Here is a 19,220-nt window from a genome sequence, read left to right on the forward strand (position 1 = left end):
ACTCAGGTGATGCCATTTCAACCCAATTTTAGCTTTTCAAACCAGTAGCCAGTCATTTTTCAACAAAATCGCAAAGAAAAACGGTCAAGGAAATTGAATTCCAAGACCGTTTTGTTTTCATCGCTATCTTCAAAAAGGATATCTTTTTCAGTGCCCTCCATTGTAGACCGCCTTTTTCTTATTTACGTATGTTTATACTATTGTTGTTGAGCTGTGTATACGCGCTTAACTATTTTATTTTGGTCTTTGTCGTAATACTCGATAACAAAATTTGCATTACTATCAAAATAACCTATTCCGTTACCTTTTTCGGTTTCCACTATAAAATCATTGCTGGACGACTTATAACTGATAGCTTTTAAGGTATTGTCGTTGCCGCCAATAATAAAACCTTGATTGCTCGGCGAAAAATCGCACTCAACCCCTTCACAGGTAAAAGATGCGTTGTTGTCTAGCACCGTTTGCACATTTCCATCTATAATGGTTTCATGTTTTGTTATTTTTACCGGAGAAGCTACTCTTTCCTGATTAATTTTGTTTCTATCGGCTTCACTCAAATTAATGTTCTGCTCCTTGCGGACCACAACACTCTGTTGTGATTGTTCTTCTCCTTTGTTGTCTTTAACCGTTGTAGTTTTTGTTACCGTTTCTTCCAGTACATCTTTATTTTGCGCAAAGGCAAAAGAAGTTGCTAGAATTAATACTGTTGATAAGATTAAACTTTTCATGTCTTTTTTTGTTTTGATTATATACTATAATATACGTGTTTTATATTGCAAAGGATGTTAATACCCTCATAATGAATGATAAGTATTTGTTAAGCCTAGGGCGATTAAATGTAAATGAACAACAATATAATGTATTGATTATCAATTTTTTGATAATCATAAAATGATTTATGTATCAATGGAACCAAAAAAAGAAAAAATGCTCTCGCAACGCAAATGGTATAGCGCTGGCCTTACCGGTTTTGTTCCTTGTACAAGTTCTAATATTATCGATAATGCCCAGCGTAGATTCTTAAAACTATTGACTATATTTGCACTCGCAAATTTCAAAAACTCATTCATGAAAGCCGGAATTGTAGGATTGCCAAATGTTGGGAAATCAACTTTATTTAACTGCTTATCTAATGCCAAAGCGCAAAGTGCCAACTTTCCGTTTTGTACCATAGAGCCCAATTTAGGGGTGGTAAATGTACCGGACAGCCGGTTGGAAAAATTAGAGTCGTTTGTAAACCCAGAGCGGGTAATGCCCGCTACCGTAGAAATTGTGGACATTGCTGGATTGGTAAAAGGAGCCAGCAAAGGCGAGGGGCTTGGAAACCAGTTTTTGGGCAACATACGCGAATGCAACGCTATAATTCATGTGCTACGTTGTTTTGACAATGACAATATTGTGCATGTGGACGGCAATGTAAATCCTATTAGAGATAAAGAAACCATAGATATAGAGCTTCAGCTCAAAGATTTGGAAACAGTAGACAAACGTCTTGAAAAGGTAAACAGGGCCGCCAAAACAGGTGATAAAGATGCACAGAAGGAGCAAGCATTGCTTCAAAAATTTAAAACAGCCCTGGAAAGTGGTATTTCGGCACGTGCCGTTGATGTTAATGAAGACGAAGAGGAGTTTATGAAAAGCTTCCAGTTGCTTACCGCAAAACCAATTCTCTATGTATGCAATGTTGATGAAAGTGCGGCAAAGTCTGGAAACGCACATGTAGACAAGGTTAAAGATGCCATAAAAAATGAAAACGCCGAAGTAATTGTTTTGGCCGTTGCCACCGAGGCCGATATTGCCGAACTGGAAGATTATGAAGAACGACAATTATTTTTGGAGGACATAGGCCTTGACGAACCGGGCGCTTCAAAATTAATACGTGCTGCATATAAATTGCTTAACCTTCAAACATACTTTACCGCGGGAGTAAAAGAAGTTAGGGCTTGGACAATCCCCATTGGATCTACCGCACCACAGGCTGCGGGCGTAATACATACCGATTTTGAAAAGGGTTTTATCCGTGCAGAAGTTATCGGTTATGATGATTATGTAAACTACGGAAGTGAAGCCAAAGTAAAAGAAGCCGGTAAAATGCGTGTAGAAGGCAAAGAATATATTGTAAAGGACGGCGATGTAATGCATTTTAGGTTTAATGTATAAAACATCCAAAAAAGCACATAAAAGAGGTTTGAACTGTAGGTGCAGTTCAAGCCTCTTTTTTTAAGGCATCAACTCAAACCTATTTTAATCTATTGTTTTTTAATCGATTATGAGTTTTAAGCTGAATTGAATATTGTAGGATTATTTTTCGTTTACGGATAAAAAAAAGAAGAAATTATAATTTTACCAGTAATTTAATAGATCGCTTACCAAAAATTTATAAACCAATGATAAAAAACAAAAAGGGCTTTACGTGGATCGTCATTGCAATCGGCATTTTGGGCGTAATTCTTTTTTCGGCCAAAGCAGTAATGGTAAAATTGGCATATCAGTACAATGTAACTGCTGTTAATTTACTTATGTTCAGAATGTTGTTTTCGTTGCCGTTTTATGTGCTGGTTTTGCTCTTTACCAAAAAAAGCGAACAAAAACAGGGAAAAAAAGAATATCTCTGGCTTGTTGTTTTTGGAATAATAGGCTATTATCTGGCCAGTTATTTCGATTTTATCGGACTTCAATATATAAAAGCAAGCATAGAACGTATCATTTTGTTTATCTATCCAACGATAGTGGTCCTGTTATCGCGCATTTTTCTAAAAAGACCCATCACCAAAGTCCAGTTAATGGCCATATTGCTTACTTATTTTGGGGTTGTGGTTTCTTTTTGGGACGAATTGGGCATAGAAGGCTCGCAATTTTTATTAGGGGCTACGTTTATATTTTTAAGCGCATTAACATATGCATCTTATTTAACCGGAAGCGATTGGCTGATCCCAAAATTCGGGGTAACCCGCTTTACCTCGTATGCCATGATAATATCTTGCGGTGCCGTGGTTTTGCACTACCTTATTTTTGAGCATACAACTTTATTGGGTTACAACGCAAACGTATATTGGCTGGGGTTGGGGATGGCCTTGCTCTCCACGGTTATCCCTTCGTATTTGGTATCGTACTGCATAAAGGAAATAGGAGCTTCAAATTTTGCGATTTTAGGTGGATTGGGACCCATTTCTACCATAATTTTGGCTTCCATATTTTTGGGCGAACATTTAACAATGCTTCAATTGGGAGGGACATTATTGGTAATTGTAGGAATAATAGCCATATCATTAAACAAATCAACTTACAAAAAGTCAGGTTCTTAACAATTTCAGTAAAAAGCTTGTTAATTACTTTAGCAGTAAGGGGTTTCATATTAAACGATGAAACATTATATTAGCAACGAAACCCATTTCTAATATTTTTATGTCAGAAACTACTAAGTATACAGAAGATAATATACGTTCGTTGGATTGGAAGGAGCATATCCGTATGCGACCTGGGATGTACATTGGGAAATTGGGCGACGGTTCTTCTGCAGACGATGGTATTTATATCCTGATAAAAGAGGTGCTCGACAACTGTATAGACGAATTTGTCATGGGGGCCGGCAAAACCATTGAAGTTTCCATTCAGGGAAACAAAGTGATTATAAGGGATTACGGTCGGGGCATCCCGCTGGGGAAAGTAGTGGATGTAGTGTCTAAAATGAATACCGGTGGTAAATACGACACGCGCGCCTTTAAAAAATCGGTGGGTTTAAATGGGGTCGGGACCAAAGCGGTAAATGCCTTATCTACCTATTTTAGGGTCGAGTCTAACCGCGACAACAAGTCCAAAGCCGCCGAATTCGAACAGGGAAACCTTGTAAACGAAGAAGAACTGGATGAAACCAGTAGGAGGAGGGGTACCAAAGTTTCTTTTGTGCCCGACGAGAGCATTTTTAAAAACTATAAATTCCGCAATGAATACATCGAGAAAATGGTACGTAATTACGTATACCTCAATCCGGGGTTAACCATTGTATTCAACGGGGAAAAGTTTTATTCGGAAAACGGATTAAAAGATTTATTGGAAGATACCACCAATAAAGACGATATGCTTTACCCCATTATCCATTTAAGGGGAAACGACATAGAAGTGGCCTTAACGCATAGTAGGACTCAATACAGCGAGGAGTACCATTCGTTTGTTAATGGACAAAACACCACGCAAGGGGGAACGCACTTGGCAGCTTTCCGGGAGGCTATTGTAAAGACATTGCGCGATTATTACGGAAAAAATTACGATGCTTCCGATATCAGAAAATCAATTATAGGGGCTATTTCCATTAAAGTAATGGAGCCTGTTTTTGAAAGCCAGACCAAAACAAAACTGGGCTCGACCGATATGGGCGGTGACCTGCCAACGGTAAGAACCTACATAAACGATTTTATTGGCACGCAACTGGATAATTTTTTACATAAAAATCCAGAAGTTGCTGATAAGGTACAACGAAAAATATTGGCTGCGGAGCGCGAGCGAAAAGAACTTTCCGGTATTAGGAAACTGGCCAAGGAACGGGCTAAAAAAGCAAGCCTGCACAATAAAAAACTCAGGGATTGCCGGGTTCATTTGGGAGATACCAAAAATGAACGCGCCCTGGAAACAACCCTGTTCATTACCGAGGGGGACTCTGCTTCGGGTTCCATTACAAAATCCAGGGATGTCAATACACAAGCCGTATTTAGTTTACGCGGAAAACCGTTGAATACCTACGGAATGTCCAAAAAAATTGTGTATGAAAATGAAGAGTTCAATCTTCTCCAAGCAGCTTTGAACATAGAAGAATCCATGGAGGACCTGCGGTACAACAACATTGTAATTGCTACCGATGCCGATGTTGACGGGATGCACATACGTTTGTTGTTAATTACCTTTTTCTTGCAGTTTTTTCCAGAATTGATAAAAGAAGGACATTTATACATACTCCAAACTCCGCTTTTTAGAGTGCGAAACAAAAAAGAAACTATTTATTGCTATAGCGAGGATGAAAGAAAAGCGGCCATTGAAAAGCTAAAGGGGAAACCCGAAATAACCCGATTTAAGGGGCTGGGTGAAATATCTCCGGATGAGTTCAAGCATTTTATCGGCGATGATATCCGTTTGGACCCCGTAATGCTGGACAAAGCCATGTCCATAGAAAGCCTATTGGAATTTTACATGGGCAAGAACACCCCTGACCGGCAAAAATTTATCATAAATAATCTTCGAGTAGAACTTGATGTAGTTGAAGATTAAGTATTAAAAATCAATAGTTCATAAAATAAAACAAAGAACCTGCTAATTTTGTATGGAAGAAAATACAGAACTCAATCCGGAAGAAAATAACAATCAGGAAACAATAACGCGTGTAGGCGGAATGTACCAAGACTGGTTTCTGGATTATGCATCATATGTAATTTTAGAGCGTGCAGTACCCGCCATAGAAGATGGTTTTAAACCGGTACAGCGCAGAATTATGCATTCTTTGAAAGAACTGGACGATGGCCGTTACAACAAAGTGGCCAATATTGTCGGGCATACCATGCAGTACCACCCGCATGGCGATGCCAGTATTGGGGACGCCATGGTACAGATCGGCCAAAAAGACCTGTTAATAGACACCCAAGGAAACTGGGGCAACATATTAACCGGCGATAGCGCCGCAGCACCGCGATATATTGAAGCCCGTATTTCTAAATTTGGGCTCGAAGTAGTTTATAGCCCAAAAATTACGGAATGGCAACTTAGCTACGACGGAAGAAAAAAAGAACCCATCAACCTTCCGGTAAAATTCCCGCTTTTATTGGCCCAGGGCGCAGAAGGAATTGCTGTTGGGCTCTCCACAAAAATCCTGCCGCACAACTTTGTAGAACTTATAGACGCCTCCATTAAGCACTTAAAAGGAAAACGCTTTACTATTTACCCAGATTTCCCAACGGCCGGCATTATGGACGTTACCAATTATAACGACGGGAATAGGGGCGGAAAAGTACGTGTTCGCGCCAAAATCTCTCAATACGATAAAAACACGCTTGTAATCAACGAGATTCCATTTGGCACCAATACTTCCAGTCTGATAGATTCCATTTTAAAAGCAAACGACAAAGGGAAGATTAAAATAAAGAAAATTGAAGACAACACTGCTGCCGAAGTAGAAATTCTAGTGCATTTGCCATCGGGGATCTCCCCCGATAAAACCATTGATGCACTTTATGCCTTTACGGCCTGCGAAACATCAATTTCTCCATTGGCATGTGTAATTGAAGATAACAAGCCCTTGTTTATCGGGGTGAGCGAAATGCTAAGGCGCTCTACCGACAATACGGTACAATTACTAAAACAGGAGCTTGAAATTCAATTAAACGAGTTAGAAGAACAATGGCATTTTGCATCACTGGAACGTATCTTTATCGAGAACAGGATTTACCGCGATATCGAAGAAGAGGAAACATGGGAAGGGGTCATCAGTGCTATCGATAACGGCTTAAAACCTCATATAAAACATTTAAAAAGACCCGTAACGGAAGAAGATATTGTTAGGCTGACCGAAATAAGGATCAAGCGTATTTCTAAATTTGATATCGATAAAGCCCAGCAAAAAATTGACGCCCTTGAAGAAGATATTGCAAAGGTGAAGCATCATTTGGGACATCTTATTGATTTTGCAATTGATTATTTCACTCATCTGAAAAAAACTTACGGTGAAGGACGGGAGCGTAAAACAGAAATAAGGATTTTCGACGATATTGAAGCGTCAAAGGTTGTTATAAGAAACACAAAACTCTACGTAAACCGAAAAGAAGGCTTTATTGGCACTTCCCTAAAACGGGACGAATATGTTTGCGATTGCAGCGATATAGACGACATTATTGTATTTACCGCTACCGGGATCATGATGGTAACCAAGGTAGACACCAAAACGTTTATCGGGAAAGACATTATCCATGTTGCCGTGTTCAAGAAAAAAGACAAGCGCACCATTTACAACATGATCTACAAAGATGGTAAAGGTGGCGCTACTTATATTAAACGTTTTTATGTGTCGAGCACTACCCGCGACAAGGAATACGACCTAACAAATGGCAAGTCGGGTTCTTATGTGCATTACTTTTCGGCTAACCCGAACGGCGAAGCAGAAGTTGTTACCGTTTTCTTGCGTCAGGTAGGAAGCATTAAAAAATTAAAATGGGATGTGGATTTTGCCGATATTATGATAAAAGGACGAAACTCCAAAGGTAATATCGTAAGCAAATATGCCGTTAAACGCATCGAGCTTAAAGAAAAAGGGGTTTCTACCTTAAAACCGCGCAAAATATGGTACGACGAAACCGTGCAAAGGCTAAATGTAGATGGGCGAGGCGACCTTTTAGGGGCGTTTAAAGGAGAAGATAAATTGCTTATAATCACCCAAAATGGAATAGCAAAAACGGTGACCCCGGAATTAACCATGCATTTTGAAAGCAATATGATTGTTTTGGAAAAATGGAACCCTAAAAAGCCTGTCTCGGCCATTTATTACAACGGCGAAAAAGAATTGTTTTACGTAAAACGGTTTTTAATTGAAAACGAAGGGAGGGAAGAATCTTTTATATCGGAACACCCAGACTCTCAATTGGAGATTGTCTCTACAGATTGGAGGCCCGTGGTTGATGTGGAATTTACCAAGGAAAGAGGTAAAGAGCGTAAACCAAACATGGAAGTTAATATTGAAGAATTTATTTCAATAAAAGGTATTAATGCTATTGGAAATCAGTTAACTAAAGAAAAAATAAACCAAATAAACATTCTAGATTCATTACCATTTGAAGAACCCGAAGAAGTCGAGCCAAAAGATATGGAAGTAAATGATGAAGAAAACGTTAGTGCCGAAAACGACAATGAAAATAACGCTTCAAAAAAAGGGGACGATGGCCCAACATTATTTGATTAATCGTCGGTTCTTTTTTTATTTTTTTCAATTTTTGTGTCGACATACCCAAAAACTACATTTATAAGCACCACCAAGATTGTCATGAGGGCAAGTTCCACATAAAGTCCCGCGGCCGCCAAGCAACCGGCAGCAGCACTGCACCATATGGTGGCGGCAGTTGTAAGCCCTTTTATTTTATCTTCTTTTTGAAGTATCACGCCAGCACCCAAAAAGCCAATCCCGACAATTACCTGGCTTAATACCCTGGTAATATCCACCCCGAACTGATGCTCGTACTGCAAGGAAATAATTACAAAAGTACAGGCGCCAATGGCCACCAAAGTATTTGTTTTTAAACCGGCACTTTTTCCTTTGTACTCCCTTTCCAAACCAATAAGCAGCCCCGATATAGTGGCGGCTGTTGTTTTAAGGATAAAATTGGGTGCATTTATGCTCTCCGTTATCAATTCAATACCAATCATACTTAAAAATATGAAAATTCTTAATATTCATATCTTTAAATACGCACAAAATTGTTTTTATGAAGAAATTACCTAGGTCTGTGAAGGCTATTAAAGGTCGTTAATTTTGGTAGCAGTACCTTTTTGTTTGTTTTTTTTATCCCCAACGGCAGAATACTCAAAAAGATAGGTATTCTTATTGGTCGTAAGGATTTTCATGTGTATCGCCTTGGCATCGTTTCTCGATTTTGGATTTATTTTTTTCACAATAAACTCGCAATCGTTGATCCACCGCACTGTGTTGGAGTCTATTTCGCTTTCATAATAATCCACTTCAATAGAATCGTTTCTAACAAACCTGCTTGTTTTTTCTTCGCCGTTAATTTTATAGGTAAATTCGAATTCACCGGTTTTAAAATCGCTGCAATTTCTTTCGGTCTGGTAGCATGAAGAAAACATTAAAAAGCACAATAAAAACAATACAGGATACTTCATTTAATTTGAATTTTTATATTCTTCAAAGGTACCATTCTTATAAAAGACTACAATGCGGGCAATTTCATTTTTTTGCACAGGACCTGATATTGTATCAATCGGTGCTTCATTTGCGGATTGTTGGTTATCTATTTCAGTATTTTCGTCCTCAGTACCTGCAAACAAGTTTGATGCAGTGGACGAAACTCCCTTTTCTTCAACTTCAGCAGGAAAACTTCCTTTTCCGTTAAGGAGCCAGTAAAGCTCTACTTCTGGAAAATTATGAAGAATTCTCATGATAAAATCCAAACTAGGATTGTTCCTTCCCGATAACAAATGTGAAATAGAGGAACGTTGCACCCCAATTTTATCTGCAAAAGCCGAAGCTGATAAATCGTAATAATCCAACACTTTTTCCAGCCGTTCTATAAAATCTTCCTTGTTTACCATTGTAAACCACGTTTTGATAGTAGTGAATGTTACAAATGTAAACATTATAGCTGAGTTATCCAATAATTAATGCAATATTAGTCTATTTATACTCAATTTTATATTTAGATAGTTACATTTAAGTAATTGAAATACAGTAAATTAAACTAACTATATAAAAATCATGAAATGTACATGTTAATCCGTATACAAATGGAAACAAATTGCCATTGAAATGATATAAAAATAATTTACATTTGTTATTTTATGCAGTTTACATTTGTGAACTAATATAATTTTACATTTGTAAACCTTAAAAGTAGCTATGGATTTAATTACCTTTTACACAACAGCATATTCAACTTATAAAGAGACAAAAATTACCGGTAGATATCTTACCAAACAGGATATTGAACCTATTTTAAAAAAATATGAGGCGGCTTTTAAAATCTCGCATATTGGCAATTCTGTTTTACAAAAACCCATTCACACCATATATATAGGCAATGGTAAAAAAAGGATTTTAATGTGGTCGCAAATGCACGGAAACGAATCGACCACAACAAAAGCCGTGTTGGATTTGCTATACTTTATACAAAACAATGAAGCTTTTCGCACCTATATTATAAACAACTTTACCTTGTGCATTATCCCGATGCTCAATCCAGATGGAGCTGCTGCATATACACGGGTAAATAGCAATGAAGTGGACCTTAACAGGGATGCACAAAACTTGTCGCAACCCGAAAGCAGGCTTTTGCGCAACGTTTTTAATGAGTTCAAGCCTCATTTCTGCTTTAATCTGCACGATCAGCGTACCATATTTAGTGCAGGAAAATCTAGGCACCCGGCAACGGTTTCTTTTTTAACGCCTGCTGAAGACAAAGAAAGAAAGGTTACCGCCAACAGAAAGAAAAGTATGGAAGTCATTGCAGCCATTGATAAAATGTTGCAAAAATTTATTCCAAAACAAGTAGGAAGGTACGACGACGGTTTTAACCTTAATTGCGTGGGGGATACGTTTCAATCGATGGGTGTTCCAACCATTTTATTTGAATCTGGCCATTTCCCAGACGATTACGAACGGGAAGAAACCCGAAAATACATAGCATATGCATTGGTTGCAGCTATTAATTATATTGGTGAAACCGAAATAACCGGCAAAAAATATCATGGTTATTTTGAAATCCCTGAAAACGATAAGCTGTTTTATGATGTTATTTTAAGGAAATTTCCTGTCAAAACTAAAAATGGTATTGAATATAATGACATAGCAGTGTTCTTTAAGGAAACATTATTAAATGATAAAATAGAGTTTATCCCTTCTGTGGAGCATATAGAGCCACATTTACACTTTTATGGGCATAAGGAATTAACTATGAGTAAAATAGAAGTAGCGCCTATTGAAATTGACAGGTTAAACAATAGTTATTTAACAGAATTTTTAAAGAAAATTTAAAGAAATTAAGGTTTTGTTAAAAAAATATTCAGCAAACGATTATGGATTATTCAATTTTTTTTATTTTTTTTGCTTATTCTTTAAAGATAATAAAATAACTATGGCGAAATTTAAATTAGACGAGGTAGACCATCAAATTCTTGACATGTTGATTGAAAATACCCGAACCCCCTTTACGGATATTGCAAAAAAACTTTTGATATCGGCGGGTACAGTTCATGTTAGGGTGAAGAAAATGGAGGATGCCGGCATTATTAAAGGCTCCTCACTAACTCTTGATTATGTTAAATTAGGGTATTCTTTTATAGCATATGTTGGAATTTTCTTAGAGAAAACACATCAGACCAAGTTTGTTTTAGAACGGCTAAACCAAATTCCTTACATAACAGTGGCGCATATTACCACAGGGAAATTCAATATTTTCTGTAAAATAAGGGCAAAAGATACAAAACATGCCAAAGAGATAATTTTCAAGGTAGACGATATTGACGGTGTATCCCGAACAGAGACCATGATTTCATTGGAAGAAAGTATCAATGATAAACGTAGGTTAATGCACACTATTTTTAACGATTTGTAAAATATCTGTTTAAAATCTATAATCAAGCCCTCTCAATACTTATTTTGAGAGGGTTTTTTGTACTTTTACGTGAAACCAAAATATTACAAAAATAGTATATGCTAAGAAAACCGAAAATAGACCGATTTAATGAAAGTGTATTATCCAGATATCAAATTTACAACAGTATTTTCATCACCCTCCCATTTGATGAAATAACAAATACTGGGGTTTTGTTGCCGTTATTTTCTGAAACATGTGAAAAAGGCTATGAGGAAAACAAAAACCCTTCAGAAATTGTAAGTCGTTTTTTTGATAAATATTACGAAAAGCCTTCGGATGCTGATAAATTCGACCTCCTTTTTAGGTTTATTCAATACATAGAACGACAGGTTGTATTATTTGATGCCATTGAAGACGCAACCTTTCCGGTGGTAAACAATATGGATGGCAGGGGAACCCTGCGAAATGTAAAAGAAGAAGCCGAGGCCAAAAACAAAATGGGCGAGTTAAAGTCGTACTTAAAACATTTTAAAGTACGTCCCGTTTTAACGGCACACCCTACTCAATTTTACCCGGGTTCTGTTTTGGGAATTATAACCGATCTGGCCGAAGCCATTCGCAACAACGACCTTAATTACATAAAAAAATTACTGGCGCAGCTGGGGAAAACTCCTTTCTTTAAAAAGGAAAAACCAACCCCTTTTGATGAAGCCGTTAGTTTAATCTGGTATTTAGAACATGTGTTCTACCAATCTTCAAGCCAGATATTTAATTATATACAAAACAATATTTTTAGCGATGAAGAACTCAACAACCAAGTACTAAACTTAGGTTTTTGGCCAGGTGGCGACAGGGACGGGAACCCGTTTGTAACAACAGACATTACCCTGAAAGTTGCCGACAGGCTCCGTAGTACCGTTCTAAAAAATTACTACAGGGACGTAAGAAGGCTCCGCAGGAGGATTACTTTTGAGTTTGTGGACAAACTTATAACAGATCTGGAGTCTAAACTGTACGAAAATATCTTTTTAGAGAGTGGCAGAACTACCATTTCTGCGGAAGAAACCATGAATACCCTGCTCGAAATAAGGGAGATTCTTGTGGCCAAACACCAATCGTTGTTTGTAGAAGAAATTAACGACCTTATTAATAAAATGAAACTCTTTGGGTTCCATTTTGCAAGTTTGGACATACGTCAGGATTCCAGGGTACATCACAATGTATTATCCAACATAGTTAAAGAATCGCTTGAAATGGGGCTGGATATCTTCCCTAAAAACTACGAAAAGCTTTCGGAAGAACAGCAAATAAAAGCCCTTGGAAAAGTTGTTGGGAAAGTAAACCCGAGCCTTTTTAAGCACGAAATGAGCCGCGTTACGCTAGAATCCATTTATGCAATGAAAACCATTCAGCAAAATAATGGAGAGCTGGGCTGTAACCGCTACATTATAAGCAACAACGGAAGCGTTCTCAATGTTATGGAAGCATTTGCCATGATACGCATGTGCGATTGGGAACAGCCAACGGCAGATGTTATTCCATTGTTCGAAACCGTAGACGATTTAGAAGATGCCCATAATGTTATGGAGACCCTGTATACCAACAAATCGTATGCGGCACACTTAAAAAGACGCGGGAACAAACAGACCATTATGCTCGGTTTTTCCGATGGAACTAAAGATGGCGGTTATTTAATGGCCAATTGGAGTATTTACAGAGCCAAAGAAGCACTTACGGCAATTTCCCGTAAATATAATGTAAAAGTAGTGTTCTTTGATGGTAGGGGAGGCCCACCAGCACGTGGAGGCGGAAAAACACACCAGTTTTATGCTTCGTTGGGGCCAACTATTGAAAACGAAGAAGTACAATTAACCATTCAGGGCCAGACCATTAGTTCTAATTTTGGAACATTGGATTCCTGCCAGTACAATATGGAGCAACTTATAAGCTCTGGTATTGCCAACAACGTTTTTGCAGATGAAAAAGACAGATTGAGCGATGCAGACCGCGATACCATGAACCGTTTGGCCGAAATAAGTTACAAAGCTTATGTTGACTTTAAAAAGCATCCTAAGTTTTTACCTTATTTAGAGCGGATGAGCACCTTGAAATATTATGCCAAAACCAATATAGGAAGTAGGCCTTCCAAAAGAGGGAAGTCCGATAAGTTGGTCTTTTCCGATTTAAGGGCAATTCCATTTGTGGGAAGCTGGAGCCAATTAAAACAAAATGTACCCGGATTCTACGGTGTGGGCATTGCCATACAGGCATTTGTCGATAATAAGGAATTCGACAAAGTACAATCGTTATACAACAATTCGGCATTCTTCAGGACCCTTTTGGAGAACAGTATGATGAGTTTAACCAAATCTTTCTTTAAGCTTACGGCCTATATGGAAAAAGACAAGGAGTTTGGTGCTTTCTGGAAAATTATCCATGAAGAATACGAGCGAAGCAAAAAAATGTTGCTCAAGGTAACCGGATATTCCGAACTGATGGAAGACACGCGTTCCATGCGGGCTTCTATTCAGGTAAGGGAGAAAATAGTATTACCTTTGCTTACCATTCAGCAGTTTGCGCTAAGGCAGATCCAAGAATTACAGGCATCCAAAAAAGAAGTAGACCCAGAATTGTTGGAAATATACGAACGCATGGTTACCCGCTCTTTGTTTGGTAACATTAACGCGAGTAGGAACTCGGCTTAAAAGCGTTTTTGACAAAGCTTGAATATTTTAAAAGCTGTTAAATATCTTTTGTGGATAATTTAACAGCTTTTTTCTTATATAAAAGATATATTTAAAATCAGATTGTCCGTAGTTCATTATACCAATACCGGGCAGGCAAACATTAATTATTCAGGGCTCATCTTGGTGGGCAAATTAAATTGTCTTTTTATGAAATTAAAAACGGGCTTTTCCATCATAAAAAAAACATTCAAGCATTGGTTGGACCTTGACCCCTTTGCAAAAAGTGCCATAATTGCCTATTATGCCTTGTTTTCCCTGCCTTCTTTATTACTGATTGTAATCTGGTTGAGCAGTATATTTTTTGGAAGGGAAGCCGTACAGGGCCATATTACTTCTGAATTTTCCGGTCTAATAGGCAGTGGTCCCGCTGAAGCAATAGAAAGCATGATTACCAGTGCCAGCATCAACAGCAATTCTACGCTGAATATTGTTATAAGTGCCAGTACGCTTCTTTTTGGTGCAACGGGCGTATTTTATCAACTTCAAAAAACCCTCAATATTATTTTTGAAGCAGCAGAAGACAATACCAATTTTAAAAAGATGGTGGTAGACAGGCTTATTTCTTTCGGTATGATTATGGCCATTGGTTTCCTACTGATAATTTCCTTGATAATATCGGCCGGCATTTCGGTATTGAACAACTACCTTAAAAATTATTATCCCGAAATAACTGTAGCATTGGTCTCCTTCTTCAATTTTATAATTTCCTTGACCATAATAACCGTTTTATTCGCAGCTGTATACAGGTTTTTGCCAAATAGGAGGGTACGTTGGAAAACCGCTTTTATTGGGGCCATTATAACAACATTGTTGTTTTTACTGGGAAAAACATTATTGGGGTACTATTTCGGGCAGACAGCCCCGGCCTCGGTATATGGTGGCGCAAGCTCTGTGGTGCTTATATTATTATGGGTATACTATACGGGATTGATATTTTTTATGGGGGCAGAATTTACCATGGTGTATTCCGAGCACCAAAAAAACAAAAAGAAACCTGTTCCGGCCGTAGGGCAAGAACAGGTATAATTTTTTTGACCGTTTTGAGTTAGAAATTCGGACTCAAATTGTATTTTTTATAAAATGCATTGAGCACTTCTACCACTTCATCTTCGGTATCTACGACTTTGACCAAATCGAGGTCTTTAGGGCTTACATTGTTGTTTGCCTCCAATAAAGTTGTTTTTACCCAGTCCATCAATCCGCCCCAAAAATCGCTTCCCACTAAAATTATAGGGAACATGGCTATTTTTTTGGTCTGTATAAGTGTAATGGCCTCAAAAAGTTCGTCCAAGGTACCAAAGCCACCGGGCATGACCACGAAGCCTTGAGAATACTTTACAAACATGACCTTCCGCACGAAAAAATAATCAAAGTCCAGATTTTTATCACTGTCAATATACGGGTTGTCGTGCTGTTCAAAAGGGAGTTCTATATTTAGCCCCACAGAAGTTCCCCCGGCAAGGTGTGCCCCTTTGTTTCCGGCTTCCATAATTCCCGGTCCGCCACCAGTAATAACGCCATAACCGGCTTCTACAATTTTCTTTGCTATATTTTCTGCTAGTTGATAATATGCATGATCGGGTTTTGTACGGGCCGATCCAAAGATAGATACACAGGGGCCAATCCGACTTAGTTTTTCATACCCGCTAACAAACTCGCCCATTATTTTAAATATGGCCCATGAGTCGTTTGTTTTAATCTCGTTCCAACCCTTGCTGTGTTGTTCTTTTCTCATATATCAAAATATTTTGTTTGTTCATTCTATTTTCCTGCATGTTTTGGGTGCAGGAACATTTTTAGCCTTCTTGCATACTATTGGCCATGAGCTCTTTCTTTAAATAGGTGGCCGTATAGCTTTTTTTGTTGTTGGCAATCTCTTCGGGTGTACCCGTTGCAATAACCTTTCCACCACTTTTACCGCCTTCGGGGCCAATATCAATAATATGGTCTACCATTTTTATTACATCCAGGTTATGCTCAATAATAAGTACCGTATTTCCTTTATCGGTAAGGGTGTTCAATACGCCCATTAATACGTTGATATCTTCAAAATGAAGCCCTGTTGTAGGCTCGTCCAAGATGTAAAAAGTATTTCCCGTATCTTTTTTGGATAGCTCGGTAGCCAATTTTACGCGTTGCGCCTCGCCTCCGGAAAGAGTAGTAGACTGTTGCCCAAGCGTAATGTAGCCCAAACCAACATCTTGCAATGTAGCCAATTTGCGGTGTATTTTAGGAATGTTCTCAAAGAAATTAACAGCCTCGTTAATTGTCATTTCCAGCACATCGGCAATAGATTTTCCTTTGTAGCGTATTTCAAGGGTCTCTCTGTTAAAGCGCTTTCCATTGCAAGTTTCGCAAGCCACGGTAACATCGGGTAAAAAATTCATTTCTATAACCCTAACGCCGGCACCTTGGCAGGTTTCGCAACGGCCGCCTTTTACGTTAAAGCTAAACCTTCCCGGCTTGTACCCGCGTATCATGGCTTCTGGGGTTTGCGTGAACAACGTGCGTATTTCACTGAATACGCCGGTGTATGTAGCCGGGTTGGACCGTGGCGTGCGGCCAATGGGCGATTGATTAATGTCTATAACCTTGTCTATATGCTCCAGCCCCTTAATGCTTTTGTATGGCATTGGCACTTTTACTGCATTAAAAAAATGTGCGTTTAAAATGGGGTAGAGCGTCTCGTTGATTAAAGTAGATTTGCCGCTTCCCGAGACCCCGGTAACACCAATCATTTTGCCAAGTGGAAACTCTACGTTTACCTTTTTTAGGTTATTGCCCGTACATCCTTTTAAAACAATGGATTTTTTGTTTCCCTTCCTACGTTTTTTGGGGACTTCAATTTCTTTTTTCCCGGTAATGTAATCTGCGGTAAGGGTATGGTATTGTTTCAATGCAGCCGGTGGGCCTTCTGAGATGATCTCGCCGCCCATTTTTCCCGCTTTCGGACCAATGTCTATTACATGGTCGGCTCGTTCTATCATATCCTTGTCGTGTTCTACCACGATAACGGAATTCCCGATATCCCTTAAAGATTCCAACGATTTAATCAACCGGTCGTTATCCCGTTGGTGGAGCCCAATGCTCGGTTCGTCCAAAATATACAAAACCCCTACCAGTTGAGAACCTATTTGCGTGGCCAGACGTATACGCTGTGCCTCGCCCCCCGATAAGGATTTAGAACTTCTGTTAAGCGACAGGTAATCCAGGCCAACATCCAGTAAAAAACTGATGCGAGCATTGATTTCCTTTAAAATTTCTTCGGCTATTTTTAATTGTTTTTCTGAAAGACTTTTTGGAAGCTCCTTAAAAAAAGTTGCCAGCTCTATCATGTCCAAAGAGGCCAGTTGAGCAATGTTTTTTTCGTTCACCTTAAAATAAAGCGATTCTTTCCGCAAACGGGTGCCGTTACAAGTTGGGCAATCTACCTTGTCCATATAGCCCTTTGCCCAACGGCGGATGGAACTGGAGCCACTTTCATCGAACTGATTTTTTATAAAGCTTATAATCCCTTCAAAATCTATTTTATAATCGCGGGTAATGCCCAGTGTTTTGGATTCTATCGAGAATTTTTCATTTCCACCGTGAAGAATGACTTCCATTGCTTCCTTTGGAATATCCTTAATGGCATCGGTCAATTTAAAATCAAACCGTTGGGCTATTACCTCCAGTTGCTTGAAAATCCATGACTTTTTATATTCTCCCAAAGGGGAGATCCCGCCCGATTTTATACTTGAATTTTCATTGGGAATAATTTTTTCCAGGTTTACTTCATAAATACGCCCTAAGCCACTGCATGTTGGGCACATGCCCTTGGGGGAGTTGAACGAAAACGTATTGGGCTCTGGGTTGGGGTACGAAATCCCCGACGTAGGACACATTAAATTCCGACTAAAAAAGCGTACATCGCCATTGTCATTATCGATCACCATTAAAACGTCGTCGCCGTGGTACATGGCGGTATTGATGGTCTCGCCCAAACGCTTGGCCGTATTTTCGCTATTGTCTACCTGTAGCCTGTCTATTACAATTTCAATATCGTGTGTTTTGTAACGGTCCAGTTTCATGCCTTTTTCCAGGTCCTTTATTTCGCCATCTACCCGAACCTTAACAAAGCCCTGTTTGGAAATTTGTTCAAACAGCTCCCTGTAATGCCCCTTTCTACTGCGTATTATGGGTGCCAAAACATTAATGCGCTTATCCTTAAAATCGGCAAGGATTAAATCTCGTATCTGTTCGTCGCTATAGCTCACCATTTTTTCTCCGGTGTTATAGCTATACGCATCGGCGGCGCGTGCAAACAACAATCTTAAAAAGTCGTAAATCTCGGTAATGGTGCCAACAGTAGACCGTGGCGACTTGGAAGTAGTTTTTTGCTCGATGGCAATAACAGGGGAGAGCCCGTCTATTTTATCTACGTCTGGGCGCTCCAAACCGCCCAGAAACTGCCGGGCATAAGCCGAAAAGGTTTCAATATAGCGGCGTTGCCCCTCGGCGTAAATGGTATCGAAGGCCAAAGAGGATTTCCCGCTTCCGGAAAGCCCCGTGATAACCACCAATTTTTCCCTGGGAATTGTAACATCTATATTTTTAAGGTTATGGACCCTGGCGCCTTTAACCTCTATATTTTCCTCAAAATTTGTCATACAAAATGCAAAACCACAAAGTTACGATTTTAAGTGGTAAAAGGGAAGCAAGTATGGTTTGTAATTTTATTAGTTAAAAAGATGGGCAATGGGCAATTGTTGAAAAAAAGAAATGTTATTGGCTCAATAGTCAATACATATTGCTTCAAATAAGTAATTAGGAAGGGACAATTAAAAATCAATTCATCAACCGGCGTTCTTTTGGGCTGTATCCGGTACTTTTATATACATGCGGCTAAAACATTACGGGTACTTAAAACCGAGTTTGGATGCTATTTCAAAAATGTTTCACACTAAAAAAGGAAGATATTGAAAATATATAATTATTTATAGTATATTCACATAGCCTAAACAATAAATTACTTTTCAACCAACTAACTATGAGAATCTTTTTCTACCTACTATTTACAGCCATCGTTACTATTTCATGTAATAAGGACAACGAAGAAATTAATAGCCTGAAATAACTACAAAAGTAGAAGGGAGGCAAGTATTTCAAATTGACTTTACGACTTTCAATCAAAAAA

The 19,220-nt window shown here is 38.7% G+C and carries 14 protein-coding genes; 8 read left to right on the plus strand and 6 right to left on the minus strand.

Annotated features, from left to right (window positions below):
- Window positions 1-197 precede the first annotated feature (197 nt).
- Window positions 198-728 carry a hypothetical protein gene (locus tag UXI14_RS10265; RefSeq protein ID WP_335966062.1) on the minus strand — a complete coding sequence of 177 codons (531 nt, stop codon included), beginning with the start codon at window positions 726-728 and terminating at the stop codon, window positions 198-200.
- 340 nt (window positions 729-1,068) lie between these two features.
- Here UXI14_RS10265 and ychF point away from each other — a divergent pair, with 340 nt between their 5' ends.
- The 4 genes from ychF to UXI14_RS10285 all read left to right on the plus strand — a co-directional run bounded on the left by ychF (window position 1,069) and on the right by UXI14_RS10285 (window position 7,933).
- Window positions 1,069-2,160: a redox-regulated ATPase YchF gene (ychF, locus tag UXI14_RS10270; protein ID WP_335966150.1), complete on the plus strand. Its 1,092-nt coding sequence runs from the start codon at window positions 1,069-1,071 to the stop codon at window positions 2,158-2,160.
- Between the two features lie 227 nt (window positions 2,161-2,387).
- Window positions 2,388-3,305 carry a DMT family transporter gene (locus UXI14_RS10275; protein ID WP_335966063.1) on the plus strand — a complete coding sequence of 306 codons (918 nt, stop codon included), beginning with the start codon at window positions 2,388-2,390 and terminating at the stop codon, window positions 3,303-3,305.
- A 100-nt stretch (window positions 3,306-3,405) separates the two neighbouring features.
- Window positions 3,406-5,259 carry a DNA topoisomerase IV subunit B gene (locus tag UXI14_RS10280; RefSeq protein WP_277899312.1) on the plus strand — a complete coding sequence of 618 codons (1,854 nt, stop codon included), beginning with the start codon at window positions 3,406-3,408 and terminating at the stop codon, window positions 5,257-5,259.
- A gap of 52 nt (window positions 5,260-5,311) precedes the next feature.
- Window positions 5,312-7,933: a DNA gyrase/topoisomerase IV subunit A gene (locus UXI14_RS10285; RefSeq protein ID WP_335966064.1), complete on the plus strand. Its 2,622-nt coding sequence runs from the start codon at window positions 5,312-5,314 to the stop codon at window positions 7,931-7,933.
- Here the strand turns inward: UXI14_RS10285 and UXI14_RS10290 are convergent.
- The 3 genes from UXI14_RS10290 to UXI14_RS10300 form a co-directional block, all read right to left on the minus strand.
- Window positions 7,930-8,394, minus strand: coding sequence for an MgtC/SapB family protein (locus UXI14_RS10290; RefSeq protein WP_277899310.1), 465 nt, complete (start codon window positions 8,392-8,394; stop codon window positions 7,930-7,932). The genes UXI14_RS10285 and UXI14_RS10290 overlap by 4 nt on opposite strands.
- Window positions 8,395-8,484: 90 nt before the next feature.
- Window positions 8,485-8,868 (minus strand): hypothetical protein, encoded by a 384-nt coding sequence (locus UXI14_RS10295; RefSeq protein WP_335966065.1) that lies wholly within the window; start codon window positions 8,866-8,868, stop codon window positions 8,485-8,487.
- A complete protein-coding gene (locus UXI14_RS10300; protein ID WP_335966066.1) occupies window positions 8,869-9,297 on the minus strand; it encodes a helix-turn-helix transcriptional regulator in 429 nt (142 codons plus the stop codon).
- 304 nt (window positions 9,298-9,601) lie between these two features.
- Here UXI14_RS10300 and UXI14_RS10305 point away from each other — a divergent pair, with 304 nt between their 5' ends.
- From UXI14_RS10305 to UXI14_RS10320, 4 genes are all read left to right on the plus strand, one after another.
- Window positions 9,602-10,735, plus strand: a complete 1,134-nt coding sequence (locus UXI14_RS10305) for a M14 metallopeptidase family protein (RefSeq protein ID WP_335966067.1) — start codon at window positions 9,602-9,604, stop codon at window positions 10,733-10,735.
- Between the two features lie 100 nt (window positions 10,736-10,835).
- Window positions 10,836-11,315 carry a winged helix-turn-helix transcriptional regulator gene (locus UXI14_RS10310; RefSeq protein ID WP_277899306.1) on the plus strand — a complete coding sequence of 160 codons (480 nt, stop codon included), beginning with the start codon at window positions 10,836-10,838 and terminating at the stop codon, window positions 11,313-11,315.
- 98 nt (window positions 11,316-11,413) lie between these two features.
- Window positions 11,414-14,002 carry a phosphoenolpyruvate carboxylase gene (locus UXI14_RS10315; RefSeq protein WP_335966068.1) on the plus strand — a complete coding sequence of 863 codons (2,589 nt, stop codon included), beginning with the start codon at window positions 11,414-11,416 and terminating at the stop codon, window positions 14,000-14,002.
- A gap of 189 nt (window positions 14,003-14,191) precedes the next feature.
- Window positions 14,192-15,070: a YihY/virulence factor BrkB family protein gene (locus tag UXI14_RS10320; RefSeq protein WP_335966069.1), complete on the plus strand. Its 879-nt coding sequence runs from the start codon at window positions 14,192-14,194 to the stop codon at window positions 15,068-15,070.
- Window positions 15,071-15,089: 19 nt separating this feature from the next.
- Here UXI14_RS10320 and UXI14_RS10325 read toward each other — a convergent pair whose 3' ends face one another.
- Window positions 15,090-15,779, minus strand: coding sequence for a TIGR00730 family Rossman fold protein (locus UXI14_RS10325; protein WP_277899303.1), 690 nt, complete (start codon window positions 15,777-15,779; stop codon window positions 15,090-15,092).
- 61 nt (window positions 15,780-15,840) lie between these two features.
- A complete protein-coding gene (uvrA, locus tag UXI14_RS10330; RefSeq protein ID WP_277899302.1) occupies window positions 15,841-18,693 on the minus strand; it encodes an excinuclease ABC subunit UvrA in 2,853 nt (950 codons plus the stop codon).
- Between the last annotated feature and the right edge of the window lie 527 nt (window positions 18,694-19,220).

This window comes from Galbibacter sp. PAP.153 (assembly GCF_037029175.1).
Lineage (GTDB): Bacteria > Bacteroidota > Bacteroidia > Flavobacteriales > Flavobacteriaceae > Galbibacter > Galbibacter pacificus.

Bases quoted from the DNA above. Each gene is read 5' to 3' on its own strand.
- UXI14_RS10305 (WP_335966067.1), top strand. From the start codon at position 9,602: ATGGATTTAATTACCTTTTACACAACAGCATATTCAACTTATAAAGAG.
- UXI14_RS10320 (WP_335966069.1), top strand. From the start codon at position 14,192: ATGAAATTAAAAACGGGCTTTTCCATCATAAAAAAAACATTCAAGCAT.
- UXI14_RS10300 (WP_335966066.1), bottom strand. From the start codon at position 9,297: ATGGTAAACAAGGAAGATTTTATAGAACGGCTGGAAAAAGTGTTGGAT.
- UXI14_RS10325 (WP_277899303.1), bottom strand. From the start codon at position 15,779: ATGAGAAAAGAACAACACAGCAAGGGTTGGAACGAGATTAAAACAAAC.
- UXI14_RS10265 (WP_335966062.1), bottom strand. From the start codon at position 728: ATGAAAAGTTTAATCTTATCAACAGTATTAATTCTAGCAACTTCTTTT.
- uvrA (WP_277899302.1), bottom strand. From the start codon at position 18,693: ATGACAAATTTTGAGGAAAATATAGAGGTTAAAGGCGCCAGGGTCCAT.
- UXI14_RS10310 (WP_277899306.1), top strand. From the start codon at position 10,836: ATGGCGAAATTTAAATTAGACGAGGTAGACCATCAAATTCTTGACATG.
- UXI14_RS10275 (WP_335966063.1), top strand. From the start codon at position 2,388: ATGATAAAAAACAAAAAGGGCTTTACGTGGATCGTCATTGCAATCGGC.
- UXI14_RS10295 (WP_335966065.1), bottom strand. From the start codon at position 8,868: ATGAAGTATCCTGTATTGTTTTTATTGTGCTTTTTAATGTTTTCTTCA.
- UXI14_RS10285 (WP_335966064.1), top strand. From the start codon at position 5,312: ATGGAAGAAAATACAGAACTCAATCCGGAAGAAAATAACAATCAGGAA.
- UXI14_RS10315 (WP_335966068.1), top strand. From the start codon at position 11,414: ATGCTAAGAAAACCGAAAATAGACCGATTTAATGAAAGTGTATTATCC.
- UXI14_RS10290 (WP_277899310.1), bottom strand. From the start codon at position 8,394: ATGATTGGTATTGAATTGATAACGGAGAGCATAAATGCACCCAATTTT.
- ychF (WP_335966150.1), top strand. From the start codon at position 1,069: ATGAAAGCCGGAATTGTAGGATTGCCAAATGTTGGGAAATCAACTTTA.
- UXI14_RS10280 (WP_277899312.1), top strand. From the start codon at position 3,406: ATGTCAGAAACTACTAAGTATACAGAAGATAATATACGTTCGTTGGAT.